General features: G+C 62.8%; 10 protein-coding genes. 9 read left to right on the top strand and 1 reads right to left on the bottom strand.

Annotated elements, in window-relative coordinates; genetic code table 11:
- Nucleotides 1-19: 19 nt before the first annotated feature.
- From MOP87_RS11110 to MOP87_RS11070, 9 genes are all read left to right on the top strand, one after another.
- Complete coding sequence (locus MOP87_RS11110) at nt 20-1,045, top strand: Ldh family oxidoreductase (protein WP_242809486.1); 1,026 nt, start codon at nt 20-22, stop codon at nt 1,043-1,045.
- 147 nt (nt 1,046-1,192) lie between these two features.
- Nucleotides 1,193-2,389 carry an amino acid aminotransferase gene (locus MOP87_RS11105; RefSeq protein ID WP_242809485.1) on the top strand — a complete coding sequence of 399 codons (1,197 nt, stop codon included), beginning with the start codon at nt 1,193-1,195 and terminating at the stop codon, nt 2,387-2,389.
- Nucleotides 2,390-2,701: 312 nt separating this feature from the next.
- Nucleotides 2,702-3,982, top strand: coding sequence for a serine/threonine transporter (locus tag MOP87_RS11100; protein WP_242809484.1), 1,281 nt, complete (start codon nt 2,702-2,704; stop codon nt 3,980-3,982).
- A gap of 153 nt (nt 3,983-4,135) precedes the next feature.
- Nucleotides 4,136-4,636 (top strand): thiol peroxidase, encoded by a 501-nt coding sequence (gene tpx / locus MOP87_RS11095; RefSeq protein WP_027914864.1) that lies wholly within the window; start codon nt 4,136-4,138, stop codon nt 4,634-4,636.
- 218 nt (nt 4,637-4,854) lie between these two features.
- Nucleotides 4,855-6,129: an MdtA/MuxA family multidrug efflux RND transporter periplasmic adaptor subunit gene (locus tag MOP87_RS11090; protein ID WP_027914865.1), complete on the top strand. Its 1,275-nt coding sequence runs from the start codon at nt 4,855-4,857 to the stop codon at nt 6,127-6,129.
- Nucleotides 6,126-9,221: an MdtB/MuxB family multidrug efflux RND transporter permease subunit gene (locus MOP87_RS11085; protein WP_027914866.1), complete on the top strand. Its 3,096-nt coding sequence runs from the start codon at nt 6,126-6,128 to the stop codon at nt 9,219-9,221. Before MOP87_RS11090 ends, MOP87_RS11085 begins: the two co-directional genes overlap by 4 nt.
- A gap of 31 nt (nt 9,222-9,252) precedes the next feature.
- Nucleotides 9,253-12,360, top strand: a complete 3,108-nt coding sequence (locus MOP87_RS11080; RefSeq protein ID WP_027914867.1) for an efflux RND transporter permease subunit — start codon at nt 9,253-9,255, stop codon at nt 12,358-12,360.
- The gene (locus tag MOP87_RS11075; protein WP_027914868.1) at nt 12,357-13,844 is read left to right on the top strand and encodes an efflux transporter outer membrane subunit; all 1,488 of its coding nucleotides are present in this window, start codon (nt 12,357-12,359) and stop codon (nt 13,842-13,844) included. Before MOP87_RS11080 ends, MOP87_RS11075 begins: the two co-directional genes overlap by 4 nt.
- A gap of 145 nt (nt 13,845-13,989) precedes the next feature.
- Complete coding sequence (locus MOP87_RS11070; RefSeq protein WP_028686350.1) at nt 13,990-16,056, top strand: EAL domain-containing protein; 2,067 nt, start codon at nt 13,990-13,992, stop codon at nt 16,054-16,056.
- Here the strand turns inward: MOP87_RS11070 and MOP87_RS11065 are convergent.
- Nucleotides 16,053-16,313, bottom strand: a complete 261-nt coding sequence (locus tag MOP87_RS11065) for a DUF1652 domain-containing protein (protein WP_027914870.1) — start codon at nt 16,311-16,313, stop codon at nt 16,053-16,055. The genes MOP87_RS11070 and MOP87_RS11065 overlap by 4 nt on opposite strands.
- Nucleotides 16,314-16,580 lie beyond the last annotated feature (267 nt).

The raw sequence follows: 16,580 nt of genomic DNA, 5'->3' as shown, positions 1-16,580 counted from the left end.
TCAGAAGAAGGATATTTTGATGGCCATCACTAGCAGCGAGCCCGTCACCCATGTTCCCTTTGCCGAGCTCAAAGCCCTGCTTGAGTCGATCTTCGAACGTCATGGCTGTACGCCGGCAGTTGCTCGGGTACTGGCCGCCAACTGTGCCAGCGCCGAGCGTGATGGCGCGCATAGCCATGGCGTGTTCCGCATACCTGGCTACGTGTCGACCTTGGCCAGCGGTTGGGTGGATGGCAAGGCTACTCCCGAGGTCAGTGATCTGGCGGCCGGCTATATCAGTGTCGATGCACGGGGTGGTTTTGCGCAGCCCGCATTGGCGGCTGCCCGGGACGTGTTGGTGGCCAAGGCACGCGCTGCTGGGATCGCAGTGCTGGCCATCCACAATTCCCATCATTTCGCCGCCTTGTGGCCAGATGTGGAGCCGTTCGCCGAACAGGGCCTGGTTGCCCTGAGCGTGGTCAACAGCATGACATGCGTCGTACCGCACGGTGCGCGCAAGCCGGTGTTCGGGACCAACCCGATCGCCTTCGCTGCGCCTTGCGAAGGGCATCCACCCATCGTGTTCGACATGGCCACCAGTGCGATGGCCCATGGCGATGTGCAACTGGCTGCCCGTGCCGGGGAGCCCGTGGCCCTGGGGGTGGGCGTGGACGGTCAGGGCCAGGTGACTCAGGACCCGGCCAAGATCCTGGACGGCGGTGCTCTGCTTCCGTTCGGCGAGCACAAGGGCTCAGCCTTGTCGATGATGGTGGAATTGTTGGCGGCAGCACTCACGGGTGGGCATTTTTCGTGGGAGTTCGACTGGTCTGGCCATCCCGGGGCCAAGACGCCGTGGACCGGGCAGTTGCTGATCGTCATCGATCCACAGATCGCACAAGGGCAACGGTTCGCACAGCGCAGCCGCCTGCTACTCGAGCAGATGGAGGCGGCCGGCGTCAGTCGCATGCCAGGTGCCCGGCGGCACCTGGAGCGTGAACGGGCGCAGCGCGAAGGGGTGGCAATCGGCATCAGTACCCTGCAGGCGCTGCGCGATCTGCTCATCTGATCGCCGCAGGGCAGGGTAGGCGGCCCTTACCCGATCATGCAGGGTTGCATATACCCCTTGCACGATAGTTGGTGCCCATTCTCAGCCAGTACGGGTATGCTCTTGGCTGCCTTTTTGACTCGTCCTGATCCCAAGGAGCTGCACGCTGTGTTCAAACATGTCGAAGCCTACGCCGGCGACCCGATCCTCTCGTTGATGGAAACCTTCAAGGCCGATCCACGCGCCGACAAGGTCAACCTGAGCATCGGCCTTTACTACGACGAAGCCGGAGTAGTGCCGCAGCTCGCTGCAGTGGATGCAGTGGAAAAGCGCATCGCAGGCCAGGATCACGATGCTTCGCTGTACCTGCCCATGGAAGGCCTTGCCAGTTACCGTCAGGCCATTCAGGCCCTGCTGTTCGGGGCCGACCACCCGGCGGTTGCTGACGGTCGCGTAGCAACGGTGCAGACCGTCGGTGGTTCCGGAGCCCTGAAGGTCGGTGCCGACTTCCTGAAACGTTATTTCCCGCAGGCGCAAGTCTGGGTCAGCAACCCCACCTGGGACAACCATCGCGCCATCTTCGAGGGTGCGGGCTTCACGGTGAACACCTACCCGTACTTCGACCAGGCCACCCGTGGCGTGGACTTCGAAGGTATGCTTGCCACGTTGCACACCTTGCCTACCAACAGTGTGGTGCTGCTGCACCCCTGCTGCCACAACCCGACAGGTGCCGATCTGGACCAGCGCCAGTGGCAGCAGGTGGTGGAGGTGGTCAAGGCCCGCCAGTTGATCGCCTTCCTGGACATCGCCTACCAAGGGTTTGCCCAAGGGCTGGTCGAAGACGTGTTCGCCATCCGCGAAATGGCCAGCGCAGGCGTGCCGTGCCTGGTCAGCAACTCGTTCTCCAAGATCTTCTCCCTGTATGGGGAGCGTGTGGGCGGCCTGTCGGTGGTCTGCGACGATGCGGCCACGGCGCAGAGCGTGCTTGGCCAACTCAAGGCCACCGTGCGCCGTAACTATTCCAGCCCACCCAACTTCGGTGCCCAACTGGTCGCAGGCGTGCTCAACGATCCCGTCCTCAATGCCCAGTGGGCTGCGGAAGTGGAAGTCATGCGCACTCGCATTCTGGACATGCGCCAAGCGCTGGTCGATGCGCTGGGCGTGTTGCTGCCGGGGCGTGATTTCCAGTTCCTGCTGCGTCAGCGGGGCATGTTCAGTTACACAGGCTTCAGCGTGGAGCAGGTGCGCCGCTTGCGCGATGAGTTTGGCGTCTACCTGATCGACAGTGGGCGCGTGTGCATGTCAGGCCTGCGGCCGGCAAACCTGCAGCGTGTTGCCGAGGCATTCGCGGCTGTGCATCAGTAAGCGCCCACGCTTAACGTTATGCAACGACGATGGCCGAGGCCGCCCTGCGGCTTCGGCCATCGTCATTCTTTATCCGTGTCCTGCCCTCAAGGACGCCTGTGCCAGTCAAGACCTTCTGCACGCCGAGCGTGCTGAGCAGCCCGGCTGTACCTACCGCTTGTACAGACAAGTGCAACCGCCCCTCCGAAAAAGGCTTCGCAAGTGCAACCTTTCCGTGCACAATCGCGCCCCTCTTTTTCCGGTTGAGTAGGGCGCAGCCAACGCTTCGTCATTCTCAGCCTGTTGCAGTCTTGCGAGTGGAGCGTCACCCGGATGAATGAGCAGGCCTCAAGCGTAGAACAGCGTTACGAAGAAACGACCGCCGGTACCCTCGGCAAATGGTCCCGTCAGGACACCACCTGGATGCTCGGCCTGTTTGGCACCGCCATTGGCGCAGGTACGCTTTTCCTGCCGATCAATGCCGGGCTTGGTGGGTTCTGGCCATTGCTGGTGCTGGCGACGCTGGCTTTCCCGATGACGTACTACGCCCACCGCGGGTTGACCCGGTTCGTGCTCTCGGGGCGCGAAGGGGCAGACATCACCGACGTGGTCGAACAACACTTCGGCATCAAGGCAGGCGCCGTGATCACGGTCCTGTACTTCTTCGCCATCTTCCCCATCCTGCTCATTTACAGCGTGGCCCTGACTAATACGGTCAGCAGTTTCATGGAGCACCAGTTGCACATGGCGCCTCCACCCCGTGCACTGCTGTCGTTCGTGCTGATCCTGGGCCTGCTTGCAATCGTACGCTGCGGCGAACAGGCCACCGTCAAGGTCATGAGCCTGTTGGTCTATCCGTTCATCGTGGCCCTGGCGCTGCTGGGCCTGTACCTGGTCCCGCACTGGACCGGCGGCATTCTCGACAGCGTCCACACCGTGCCCAGCGGTTCGGCCTTCCTGCACACGGTATGGCTGGCCATCCCGGTGATGGTGTTCTCGTTCAACCATTCACCCATCATCTCGGCCTTCGCGGTCGACCAGAAACGCCGCTATGGCGATCATGCAGACGCCCGCAGCGGCCAGATTCTGGCGCGTGCGCACCTGCTGATGGTGGCCATGGTGCTGTTCTTCGTCTTCAGTTGCGTGCTGACCCTCGACAGCACGCAACTGGCCGAAGCCAAGGCGCAGAACCTGTCGATCCTGTCGTACCTGGCCAACCATTTCAGCAACCCGACCATCGCCTTCGCCGCGCCCTTGATCGCCTTCGTCGCCATCGCCAAGTCATTCCTGGGCCACTACATCGGCGCCAGCGAGGGTCTCAAGGGCATCATCGCCAAGACCGGCGCGCGCCCGGGTGCCAAGGCCCTGGACCGCGTGGTGGCGGCGCTGATGCTGGTGGTGTGCTGGATCGTTGCCACGCTCAACCCCAGCATCCTGGGCATGATCGAGTCTCTCGGCGGCCCGATCATCGCGGTATTGCTGTTCCTGATGCCCATGTATGCCATCCGCCGCGTGCCGGCAATGCGCAAGTACAGCGGGGCGCTGTCGAACGTGTTCGTCACCGTGATCGGCCTGGTCGCCCTGACTTCGGTCGTCTACGGCCTGTTGGCTTAAGCGCCCAGCTGCAGGCCCGCCCCGGTGCTCGGTACGTGCGCCGGGGCGGGCCAATGCTTCACCGCCAACAAATTCACGTTGCCCCATAGGCACATGCTGGCCTTCATGGTTAACTCTTGATCCTTTTCCCAACCCAAGATCAAGGATTTTGTCATGGCTCAAGTGACTCTCAAAGGCAACCCCGTCCAAGTCAATGGCTCGCTGCCACAGGTCGGTGCTCAGGCGCCGGCGTTCTCCCTGGTAGGCGAGGGGCTGGCCGACAAGTCGCTTAATGACTTCGCCGGCAAGCGCAAGGTGCTGAACATCTTCCCAAGTGTCGATACGCCTACCTGCGCCACGTCTGTGCGCAAGTTCAATGCCCAGGCCAACGAGCTGGCCAACACCGTCGTACTGTGCGTTTCCGCCGACCTGCCATTCGCCCAGGCTCGCTTCTGCGGTGCCGAAGGCCTGGAAAACGTCAAGAACCTCTCCACCTTGCGTGGCCGTGAGTTCCTTGAGCAGTACGGTGTTGCCATCGCCGACGGCCCATTGGCAGGCCTGGCTGCCCGCGCCGTTGTGGTACTGGACGAGCACGACAAGGTGCTGCACAGCGAGCTGGTCGCTGAAATCGCCGACGAGCCCAACTACGACGCCGCCCTTGCCGCGTTGAAGTGACGGCGCCGGGCAGGGATCGAACCTTCCTCCTGCCCATTGCTCCAAGCTATACCCTGTAACGGCCCGGAACGCTTTTCCGGGCCGTTTTCGTTTAAAGTTCAGGGTCTTGGCAACGTCAGGCAAAGGTAAACCTCTGGTAAAGGCGCTTTGCTTGGCTGTCGACAGTGCTTATCGTTCACCCTCCTGAATCGTCAATCCGAACAAGGTTCGTTCAACCCATGCAAGCGCCTACATCCCGTTCTCCCCGTCGCTGGCTCGTTATGCTGCTGATCGTGCTGCTGGTTGCAGTGCTGGCCTGGTGGCTATGGCCTGCCACGCCAGCCACCGACCAGGCTGCTGGGGGGCAGGGTGGCAAGAGCGGGCGGCCCGGTTTCGGAGGGTCTACCGACCCTGTCCCGGTCAGGGTGGAACCTGCACGGGTGGGCGACTTCCCGCTTTACTACAAGGCGCTTGGCACCGTGACCGCGACCAATACCGTGAATGTGCGCAGCCGTGTAGGGGGGGAGTTGGTCAAGGTGCACTTCAAGGAAGGCCAGCAAGTAAAGGCCGGTGACCTGCTTGCTGAAATCGACCCACGTGCCTACCGTATTGCCCTGCAGCAGGCCGAGGGCACCCTGGCCCAGAACCAGGCGCAACTGAAGAATGCCCAGGTCGACGTCGCTCGCTACAAAGGGCTGTACGCCGAGGACAGTATCGCCAAGCAAACCCTGGACACTGCGCAGGCGCAGGTGGCGCAATTCCAGGGGCTGGTCAAGACCAACCAGGCGCAGGTCAACGATGCGCGCCTGAACCTCGAATTCACCCAGATTCGCGCGCCCATCAGCGGCCGTGTCGGCCTGCGCCAGCTCGACCTGGGCAATTTGGTGGCCGCCAACGACACCACCGCCCTGGTGGTGATCACCCAGACAGAGCCGATCAACGTGGCGTTCACACTGCCAGAAACCGAACTGGGCACCGTTCTTGAGCGCTATCGCACCGGGGCCAGCCTGCCCGTGGAGGCGTGGGATCGAGGCGACAGCAAGCTGCAGGCCACTGGCGTGCTGGGCAGTATCGACAACCAGATCGACACTGCCACTGGCACCCTCAAGTTCAAGGGCCGCTTCGAGAACAAGGACCTGGCCCTGTTCCCCAACCAGTTCGTAAACGTGCGCCTGCTTGCCGATACGCTCAAGCAGGTGGTGCTGGCGCCAGCCGCCGCCATCCAGTTCGGGAACGACGGGACGTTCGCCTACGTGGTCAACGGCGAAAATACCGTCAACGTGCGCAAGCTGAAAGTCGGCCCCAGCGATGGTGAGAACAGCGTGATCCTCGAAGGCCTGGCGGCCGGTGATCGCCTGGTGCTCGAAGGCACCGACCGTCTGCGCGAAGGCACCAAGGTGGACGTGGTCGATGACAGCTCCCAGGTGCCCACCACGCCCGGCCAGCATTTGCAGGGCCAAGAAAGCAGTGCCCCGGGCCAGGCCGACAGCACCGCAGGCAAGGCGGGCGCATGAACCTCTCGCGCCTGTTCATCCTGCGGCCAGTCGCAACGACCTTGACCATGCTGGCCTTGGTACTGGCCGGTCTGATTGCCTACCGCATGCTGCCTGTCGCCGCGCTGCCGCAGGTGGATTACCCCACGATTCGGGTCATGACCCTGTATCCCGGTGCAAGCCCCCAGGTCATGACCAGTGCCGTTACCGCGCCACTCGAACGTCAGTTCGGCCAGATGCCCGGCCTTGAACAGATGGCCTCGACCAGTTCCGGTGGCGCGTCGGTGCTGACCCTGCGCTTCAACCTGGACATGAACATGGATGTGGCCGAGCAGCAGGTGCAGGCTGCAATCAACGCCGCCAGCAACCTGCTGCCCAGCGATCTTCCGGCGCCTCCTGTCTACAACAAGGTCAACCCGGCCGATACGCCAGTGCTGACGCTCGCCATCTCCAGCAAGACCATGCCGCTGCCCAAGCTCAACGACCTGGTCGACACCCGCGTGGCACAGAAGCTGGCGCAGACCAGCGGGGTGGGCATGGTCAGCATCGCCGGGGGCCAGCGCCAGGCCGTGCGCATCAAGGTCAACGTGGATGCGCTGGCAGCCAACGGGCTCAACCTGGAGGATGTCCGCACACTCATCGGGGCCTCCAACGTCAATCAGCCAAAAGGCAATTTCGATGGTCCTACCCGCGTCTCGATGCTCGACGCCAATGACCAGCTGCGCTCGCCCGAGGAATACGCCAACCTCATCCTGGCCTACAACAACGGCGCTCCGCTGCGTTTGAAGGATGTGGCGGAAATCGTCGACGGCGCGGAAAACGAGCGGCTGGCGGCCTGGGCCAACCAGAACCATGCCGTGCTCCTGAACATCCAGCGTCAGCCAGGTGCCAACGTCATCGAGGTGGTGGACCGCATCAAGGACATGCTGCCCTCGATCACCGACAACCTGCCCGCGGGCCTGGACGTGTCCGTGCTCACTGACCGTACCCAGACCATCCGTGCCGCCGTGCGCGACGTTCAGCATGAACTGCTGATCGCCATCGCCCTGGTGGTGATGGTCACCTTCCTGTTCCTGCGGCGGTTCAGCGCCACGATCATTCCTTCGATTGCCGTGCCGCTGTCATTGGTCGGTACCTTCGCCGTCATGTACCTGGCAGGGTTTTCCATCAACAACCTCACCCTGATGGCGCTGACCATCGCCACCGGTTTCGTGGTGGACGATGCGATCGTGATGCTGGAGAACATTTCCCGGCACATCGAGGAGGGCGAAACGCCTATGCAGGCGGCGCTCAAAGGCGCCAGGCAGATTGGCTTTACCTTGATCTCGCTGACCTTCTCGCTGATCGCCGTGCTGATCCCGCTGTTGTTCATGGCCGATGTGGTAGGGCGCCTGTTCCGGGAGTTCGCCATCACCCTGGCGGTGGCCATCCTGATTTCCCTGGTGGTCTCGCTGACCCTCACGCCGATGATGTGTGCCCGCCTGCTAAAGCGTGAACCCACCCCTGACGAGCAAGGCCGCTTCTACCGCGCCAGCGGCGCCTGGATCGACTGGCTGATCAAGCACTACGCCAGCGCCCTGCAATGGGTACTCAAGCGCCAGCCCCTGACCCTGCTGGTGGCGGTGGCTAGCCTGGCGTTGACGGTACTGCTGTACATGGTGGTGCCCAAGGGGTTCTTCCCGGTCCAGGACACGGGCGTCATTCAGGGTATCTCCGAAGCGCCCCAGTCCACCTCGTTTGCGGCCATGAGCGAGCGCCAGCAGGCCCTGAGCCGCGTTATTCTGCAAGACCCTGCCGTGCAGAGCCTCTCATCCTACATTGGCGTGGACGGCGACAACGCCACGCTCAACAGCGGCCGCATGCTCATCAACCTCAAGCCTCATGGCGAGCGCGATGTCACTGCAACCGATGTCATCAAGCGCCTGCAACCCCAGCTCGACAAGCTGGTGGGCATCCGCCTGTTCATGCAGCCGGTGCAGGATTTGAGCATCGAGGACCGGGTCAGCCGCACGCAGTACCAGTTCACGCTGTCATCGCCCGATGCCGAGCTGCTGGGGCAGTGGAGTGGCAAGCTGGTCCAGGCCCTGAACCTGCGCCCCGAGCTTGCCGATGTGGCCAGTGACCTGCAGGAGAATGGCTTGCAGGTGTACCTGGTGATCGACCGGGACATGGCCAGTCGGCTAGGCATCAGCGTATCGCAGATCACCAACGCGCTTTACGATGCCTTCGGCCAAAGGCAGATATCGACCATCTATACCCAGGCCAGCCAATACCGGGTGGTGCTGCAATCGCGAGACGCGGCCGTGATCGGGCCCCAGGCACTGGAGTCGATCCACGTCAAGGCCAGTGATGGCGGGCAAGTGCGACTGTCCGCGCTGGCGCGCATCGAGCAGCGCCAGGCGCAGCTGGCCATTTCCCACATCGGCCAGTTCCCGGCGGTCACCTTGTCATTCAACTTGGGGCAGGGCGCGTCGCTGGGCAAGGCCGTGCAAGTGATCGAGCAGGTTCAGCAGGACATCGGCATGCCGTTGGGTATCCAGACCCGTTTCCAGGGCGCGGCGCAGGCGTTCCAGGCATCGCTGTCCAGCACCTTGCTGCTGATTCTCGCGGCGGTGGTGACCATGTACATCGTGCTGGGTGTGCTCTATGAAAGCTATATCCATCCGGTAACCATCCTCTCGACGCTGCCTTCGGCTGCCGTGGGTGCGTTGCTGGCGCTACTGATCAGTGGCAATGACCTGGGCATGATCGCCATCATCGGCATCATCCTGTTGATCGGCATCGTCAAGAAAAACGCCATCATGATGATCGACTTCGCGCTCGAAGCCGAGCGTCACCAAGGCATGAGTCCGCGCGATGCCATCTACCAGGCCGCGCTGCTGCGATTCCGACCGATCCTCATGACCACGCTGGCGGCCCTGTTCGGTGCAGTGCCGTTGATGCTGGCCACCGGGTCCGGCGCCGAACTGCGCCAACCCCTGGGCCTGGTGATGGTGGGCGGGCTGCTGGTGAGCCAGGTGCTGACACTGTTCACCACGCCGGTCATATACCTGTATTTCGACCGGTTGGGCCGTCGCTTCGGCAAGCGCGACCTGGCGCAGGAGCCGGTATGAGTACGTGCAGCGCGTTCCTAAGGGCGGCCCGATGAACCTGTCGGCGCCATTCATCCGCAGGCCCGTGGCAACCATGCTGTTGAGCTTGGCGATCATGCTGCTGGGCGCGGTCAGCTTCGGTCTGTTGCCGGTCTCGCCGCTGCCGCAGATGGATTTCCCGGTGATCGTGGTGTCGGCCAACCTGCCGGGCGCAAGCCCCGAGGTCATGGCCTCGACCGTGGCAACGCCGCTCGAGCGCAAGCTGGGCAGCATCGCCGGCGTCACCACATTGACCAGCAGCTCCAACCAGGGCTCCACGCGGGTCATCATTGGTTTTGAGCTTGGCCGCGACATCGACGGCGCTGCGCGCGAGGTGCAGGCCGCAATCAATGCCACCCGCAACCTGCTGCCCAGCGGCATGCGCAGCATGCCGACCTACAAGAAGATCAACCCGTCGCAGGCACCGGTCATGGTCCTGTCGCTGACCTCAAGTGTGCTGCAGAAAGGGCAGCTGTACGATTTGGCCGACACCATCCTGTCCCAAAGCCTGGCCCAGGTGCCTGGCGTGGGTGAGGTGCAGATCGGGGGCAGTTCGCTGCCGGCCGTGCGCATTTCGGTCGAGCCGCAATTGTTGAACCAGTACGGCCTGGCGCTGGATGAGGTGCGTACCGCCGTGGCCAACGCCAACCAGCGCCGGCCCATGGGCTTTGTCGAGGATGCCGAGCGCAATTGGCAGGTGCGGGCCAACGATCAGTTGGAAAGCGCCAAGGACTACGGGCCGATCGTGATTCGCCAGGAGAATGGCACGATTCTTCGGTTATCGGATGTGGCAACCATCACCGATGGGGTCGAAAATCGCTACAACAGTGGTTTTTTCAATGACCAGAGCGCGGTGTTGCTGGTCGTGAACCGGCAGGCAGGTGCCAACATCATTGCCACGGTGGACCAGATCAAGGCGCAGTTGCCTGCACTGCAATCGCTGCTCCCGGCAAGCGTCGAGCTAAACGTGGCCATGGACCGTTCGCCGGTGATCAAGGCCACGCTAAAGGAGGCGGAGCATACCCTGCTGATCGCCGTGGTACTGGTGATCCTGGTGGTCTACCTGTTCCTCGGCAGCCTGCGTGCTTCACTGATTCCAAGCCTTGCGGTGCCGGTGTCGCTGGTCGGCACGTTCGCGGTCATGTATCTGTGCGGCTTCTCGCTCAACAACCTGTCGCTGATGGCGCTGATCCTGGCGACGGGACTGGTGGTGGACGATGCCATCGTTGTGCTGGAGAACATCTCCCGGCATATCGAGGACGGGCAGCCACCCATGAAAGCGGCGTTCCTGGGCGCCAAGGAAGTCGGCTTTACCCTCTTGTCGATGAACGTGTCACTGGTGGCCGTGTTCGTGTCGATCCTGTTCATGGGCGGCATCGTGCGCAGTTTGTTCCAGGAATTTTCCATCACCCTGGCGGCCGCCATCATGGTTTCGCTGCTGGTGTCGCTGACCCTCACCCCCATGCTGTGCGCCCGCTGGCTGACTGCGCACCAGGCCGAGCAGACTCGCCTGCAACGCTGGAGCGATGCCGTGCACCGGCGCATGGTTGCCGCGTATGACCGCAGCCTGGGCTGGGCGCTGCGGCATCGGCGCCTGACCCTGATCAGCCTGCTGGTGACCATTGCAGTCAACGTGGCGCTATACATCGTGGTGCCCAAAACGCTGATGCCCCAGCAGGATACCGGCCAGCTCATGGGTTTCATTCGCGGTGACGACGGCCTGTCGTTCAGCGTGATGCAGCCAAAGATGGAAATCTACCGGCGCGCCTTGCTCGCAGACCCTGCCGTGCAGAGTGTTGCAGGCTTCATCGGCGGCAACAGCGGCACCAACAACGCCATGGTTCTGGTCAGGCTCAAGCCCATCGGCGAACGCAAGCTCGATGCCCAGAAGGTCATCGAGCGCCTGCGCAAGGAAATGCCCAAGGTGCCAGGCGGGCGGCTGTTCCTGATGGCCGATCAGGACCTGCAGCTAGGCGGCGGCGGGCGCGATCAGTCGTCCTCGCAGTACCTGTATACTTTGCAGAGCGGCGACCTGGCAGCTTTGCGCCAATGGTTCCCCAAAGTCGTCGCGGCCATGCGCGCCTTGCCCGAGCTGACCGCCATCGACGCACGCGACGGGGCGGGCACCCAGCAGGTGACACTGGTGGTGGACCGTGATCAGGCCAAGCGTCTGGGCATCGACATGCAGATGGTCACCACCGTGCTGAACAACGCCTACAGCCAACGGCAGATCTCCACCATCTACGACAGCCTCAACCAATATCAGGTCGTGCTGGAGATCAACCCGAAATACGCCTGGGACCCCAGTACGCTGGAGCAGGTGCAGGTGATTACCGCCGAGGGCGCGCGGGTGCCGCTGTCGACCATCGCGCACTACGAGAATAGCCTGGCCAACGACCGGGTCAGCCACGAAGACCAGTTCGCCTCCGAGGACATCGCCTTCGACGTCGCCGAAGGCTACAGCACCGACCAGGCGCTGGCGGCGGTCGAGCGTGCCGTGGCCAAGCTCGGCCTACCGGAAGGGGTGATCGCCAAGCTGGGCGGCACCGCCGACGCCTTCACCAAGACCGCGCAGGGGCAGCCTTTCATGATTCTGGGCGCACTGGTGCTTGTGTACCTGGTGCTCGGGATCCTGTACGAGAGCTATATCCACCCCCTGACCATCTTGTCCACGCTGCCCTCGGCCGGCGTTGGTGCCTTGTTGGCGCTGTATGTGACCGGTGGCGAATTCAGCCTGATTTCCCTGCTGGGGCTGTTCCTGTTGATCGGGGTCGTGAAGAAAAACGCCATCTTGATGATCGACCTGGCCCTGCAACTTGAACGCCACCAGGGGCTCTCGCCCGAGGAATCCATTCGGCGCGCGTGCCTGCTGCGCTTGCGCCCGATCCTGATGACGACGCTGGCGGCCATTCTCGGCGCCTTGCCCCTGCTGCTGAGCCAGGCAGAAGGGGCGGAGATGCGTCAGCCGCTGGGGCTGACCATCATCGGCGGCCTGGTTTTCAGCCAGGTCCTGACCCTCTACACAACGCCTGTGGTCTACCTGTATCTGGACCGCTTGCGTCACCGCTACAACCGTTGGCGCGGCGTGCGCACCGACGCGGCCTTGGAAAACCCGCTATGACTTTTGCCCAGACTCCGCTTCATCGTGCCCTGCAAGTGCTCAGCCGTGTTCGCGGCTCGCGTTTGCTGGGGGCTGCCTTGGGGGCCGCCTTGCTCAGCGCCTGTACACTGGCCCCGGATTACCACCGCCCGGAAATGGCCGGCACGGCGCAATTCAAGCATGCCGAAGGCTGGACGCAGGCCACGCCTTCTGACGCCATCGCCCGCGGTGCCTGGTGGGAGATCTACGGCGACGCGCAACTCAACGCACTGGTCGAGGAGCTCAACCGCAACAACCAGAGTGTGGCGCAAGCCGAGGCTCAGTATCGTCAGGCCCAGGCGCTGGTGCGCAGTAGCCGCGCCGGGCTGTTTCCAAGCCTTGACCTGAGCGTGGCCAAGAACAGGTCAGCCCAGGGCACCGGCAGTTCCAGCTCAAGCCTGTCCAATAACAGCAGCGGCATTCGTGACACCTACAACGCCCAGTTGGGCGTGAGCTGGGAAATCGACTTGTGGGGCAAGTTGCGCGAGACGCTCAATGCCAACCAGGCCAGTGCCCAGGCCAGCCTGGCCGACCTTGCCGCCATGCGCTTGAGCCAGCAGTCGGAGCTGGTGCAGAACTACCTGCAACTGCGCGTCATCGATGAGCAGAAACGCTTGCTGCAAGCCACCGTGGCCGCGTACGAGCGATCGCTGCGGATGAACCAGAATCAATACCGCGCGGGCATCGCCGGCCCCGATGCCGTGGCCCAGGCGCGCACCCAGCTCAAAAGCACCGAGGCTGACCTGATCGACCTGATCTGGCAGCGCGCTCAATTCGAGAACGCCATTGCCGTGTTGCTGGGCAAGACGCCTGCGCAATTTGCCCTGGCCGACAGCCAGGCTATTCCTGCATTGCCACAAATCCCGGTGGCACTGCCGTCGCAACTGCTCGAGCGCCGACCCGACATCGCCGCTGCCGAGCGCAACGTGATGGCCGCCAACGCCAATATCGGCGTGTCACGTGCGGCTTACTTCCCAGATCTCAGCCTGAGCCTTAATGGCGGTTATTCGAGCAGCAGCTTCAACAACTGGATCGAGTTGCCCAACCGCTACTGGTCGGTTGGCCCACAGCTTGCGCTCACCCTGTTCGATGCCGGCAGGCGCAGCGCCGAGGTGGACCGTACCGTTGCCGTATACGACCAGACGGTCGCCCAGTACCGCCAGACCGTGCTCGATGGGTTCAAGGAAGTCGAGAACCTGCTGGTGCAACTGAAGGTGTACGGGGACGAAGCCGTGGTGCGCCAGGAAGCCCTGGAGGCAGCCCGCGAATCGCTGCGGCTTACGGAAAATCAGTACAAGGCCGGCTTGATCGGCTATCTGGATGTGGTCAATGTGCAAGCCACCGCCCTGAGCAACGAACGCAGTGTGCTCAACCTGTTGCAGGGACGCTTGGTCGCCAGTGTCCAATTGGTGGCAGCGCTGGGCGGTGGCTGGGATGCCCGTGGGGCTTTCGCCGACCAGGATTGATGCGCAGCCCATGGCACATGTCGACGCACCTACCTGCTGTCGACATGGCCATTTGACATGTCGAAACACCGTGCGTTTTACCAAAGCTTGAGTACAATGGTCGGCCTTTCGTGCCTACCTCTGCCAGCCCCTGGTACTTCGCAAAATGCTGACCGCTAGCTACTCCTCTTCGCTGGTGCTGATTTCCCTGTGCGTGGCCATCCTTGCGTCCTACACGGCGCTGGACCTTGCCGGGCGCATTGCCACCGCCAGAGGGTATGCCGCCTCGCTATGGATGATCGGCGGGGCGCTGGCCATGGGGACCGGCATATGGTCGATGCATTTTGTCGGCATGCTCGCCTTGCAGCTGCCTGTCGAGCTGGGCTATGACCTCACGTTGACGGCATGTTCGCTGTTGATCGCGGTGCTGTCCTCGGGCTTCGCCCTGTGGCTGGTCAGCCAGCCCAGCTTGCCCTTCCTGCAGCTTGCCCTCGGCGCGCTCATCATGGGTGCCGGAATCGCCAGCATGCATTACACCGGCATGGCAGCGCTGCGCATGACACCCGGGATCGACTATGACCCGAGCCTGTTCATGGCCTCGCTGCTGATCGCGGTGGGCGCCTCGGCTGCGGCGCTGTGGACCGCGTTCCGGCTGCGCCGGCAGACCCCCTACGTGCGTCAGATACGTGGGCTGGCAGCGGTGCTCATGGGGATCGCCATCGTTGGCATGCACTACACCGGTATGGCGGCCGCTGGTTTTCCCCAGGGCAGTTTCTGTGGCGCGCTGCCCGATGGCCTGGAAGGGGACGGCCTGGTATCGCTTGTCCTGATCACGACCTTTGCCGTGTTGCTCGTGGCCTTGCTGACCTCCGTACTGGACGCGCGCCTCGAAGCTCGCACGGCGGCGTTGGCCAGGTCTTTGACCCTGGCCAACCAGGAGCTGACTCAGCTGGCATTGCACGACACGCTTACAGGGCTGCCCAATCGCAGTCTGCTGGCTGACCGCATAGAACTGGCCATCGCGAAGGTCGCTGAGCAGGGGGGGTGCTTTGCGCTGATGTTCATTGATCTGGATGGGTTCAAGCCGGTCAACGACGCCTTTGGCCATCATGCTGGGGACCTGCTGCTCAAGGCTGTGGCGACGCGATTGCGGGGTCACCTGCACAGTCAGGACACGCTGGCGCGCATCGGCGGGGACGAGTTCGTGCTGTTGGTCGAGTTACAGGACCCGAGCGATGCCATGAACGTTGCCATCAAACAGGTGAATCTGGTCTCGCGGCCTTTCAGAGTGGCCGAGCATGATCTGCAGCTTTCAGCGAGCCTGGGTATCGTCCTGTATCCCGGCAACGGCCAGGATCAGCACGAGCTGCTGCGCAACGCCGACGCTGCCATGTATCACGCCAAGCGGGTCGGCAAGAATGGCTACAGCTTCTTCGACGCCTCGATGAACAGCAACGCCCGTCAGCAGCTGCAGTTGTTGCAGGACTTGCGCCTGGCAGTGGCAGCCGGTCAATTCCGTCTGCATTACCAACCCAAGTTCGACGCCAAGCGGTGTCAACCGATCGGCGCCGAGGCGTTGCTGCGTTGGGAGCATCCTCAGCACGGGCTTTTGGCCCCAGACCGTTTCATCGGCCTGGCGGAAAAGACCGGCCTGATCATCCCCATCGGTGACTGGGTATTGGACGAGGCGTGTCGCCAGATGCGCCTGTGGCTGGATGAGGGTATCGAGGGCTGGCGGATCGCGGTCAATCTGTCGGCCATCCAGTTTTGCCACGCGGGCCTGCTCGATAGCGTGGCGCGTGCCCTCGAACGTCACGCACTGCCCGCCAACTGCCTGACGTTAGAAATCACCGAAACCACGGCGATGTCCGACGTGGAGGTGAGCCTGACCGTACTCCAGCAGCTCTCGGACATGGGCGTGGACCTATCGATTGACGACTTTGGTACAGGTTATTCCAGCCTGATGTACCTCAAGCGCTTGCCAGCCAACGAGCTGAAGATCGACCGAGGGTTCGTGCGCGAGCTGGAAGATGAGGGCGAGGATGCGGCCATCGTGTCGGCCATCGTTGCCCTGGGCCGCGCACTGGGGTTGCGAATCGTCGCAGAAGGCGTCGAGACCTCCAGTCAGCAGGCCTTCCTGACGCGGTTAGGCTGCGATTCGCTTCAGGGCTACTTGCTCGGTCGACCCGTGCCGGCCGAGCAGTTGCGGGGGTCGAACTCGACCCTGGGTTAACTGGCGTTGCGCAGCAAAGGAGGGGGTTGGAAGGCATCGAGTTCGGTTTCGACCGCTTCGATGATGCGCTCTACATCGCTGGCAGCCATGATGGCTGTGCAGGGGATGCCTGCTATGGCCAGCAAGGTTTCGCCCGTGCTTCGATCGAACAGCCGCGCCACCATGCTGCGCGGTGCATCCATGTTGGCTTCGAAACCCAACGGATGGAAGTGCCAGCGCATGACTTGACAGGCGTTGGGGAAGGTCATCTTGTTCATCCGAGCCTCCTTGTACGTGACTGAAAGCTGGTGAAGGGCGGCCGCGCACCGTGGCTGCCGGGAATGTAACCATAGCATCTGGCTGACGTGATTCTCGCTTGCAAATGTGACAAATGTTGCAGGGCATGACCTGCATCACAGCGCTATGGGAATCTGAAGCCGGTTAAGGCGCATCCTCATGATTTTGCCCGTCCGGCGGGCACACGCCCACCGCATCGAGCCAATCCAAACGCTGAACCTCGGAAGCCGGGTTCAGGGTGGGGATAC

Source organism: Pseudomonas sp. I3-I5 (assembly GCF_022699445.1).
In the GTDB taxonomy this organism is placed as follows: Bacteria; Pseudomonadota; Gammaproteobacteria; order Pseudomonadales; family Pseudomonadaceae; genus Aquipseudomonas; species Aquipseudomonas fulva.
Note: the sequence above shows the minus strand (reverse complement) of the source record. Positions and strands in the feature narration are given on the sequence as shown.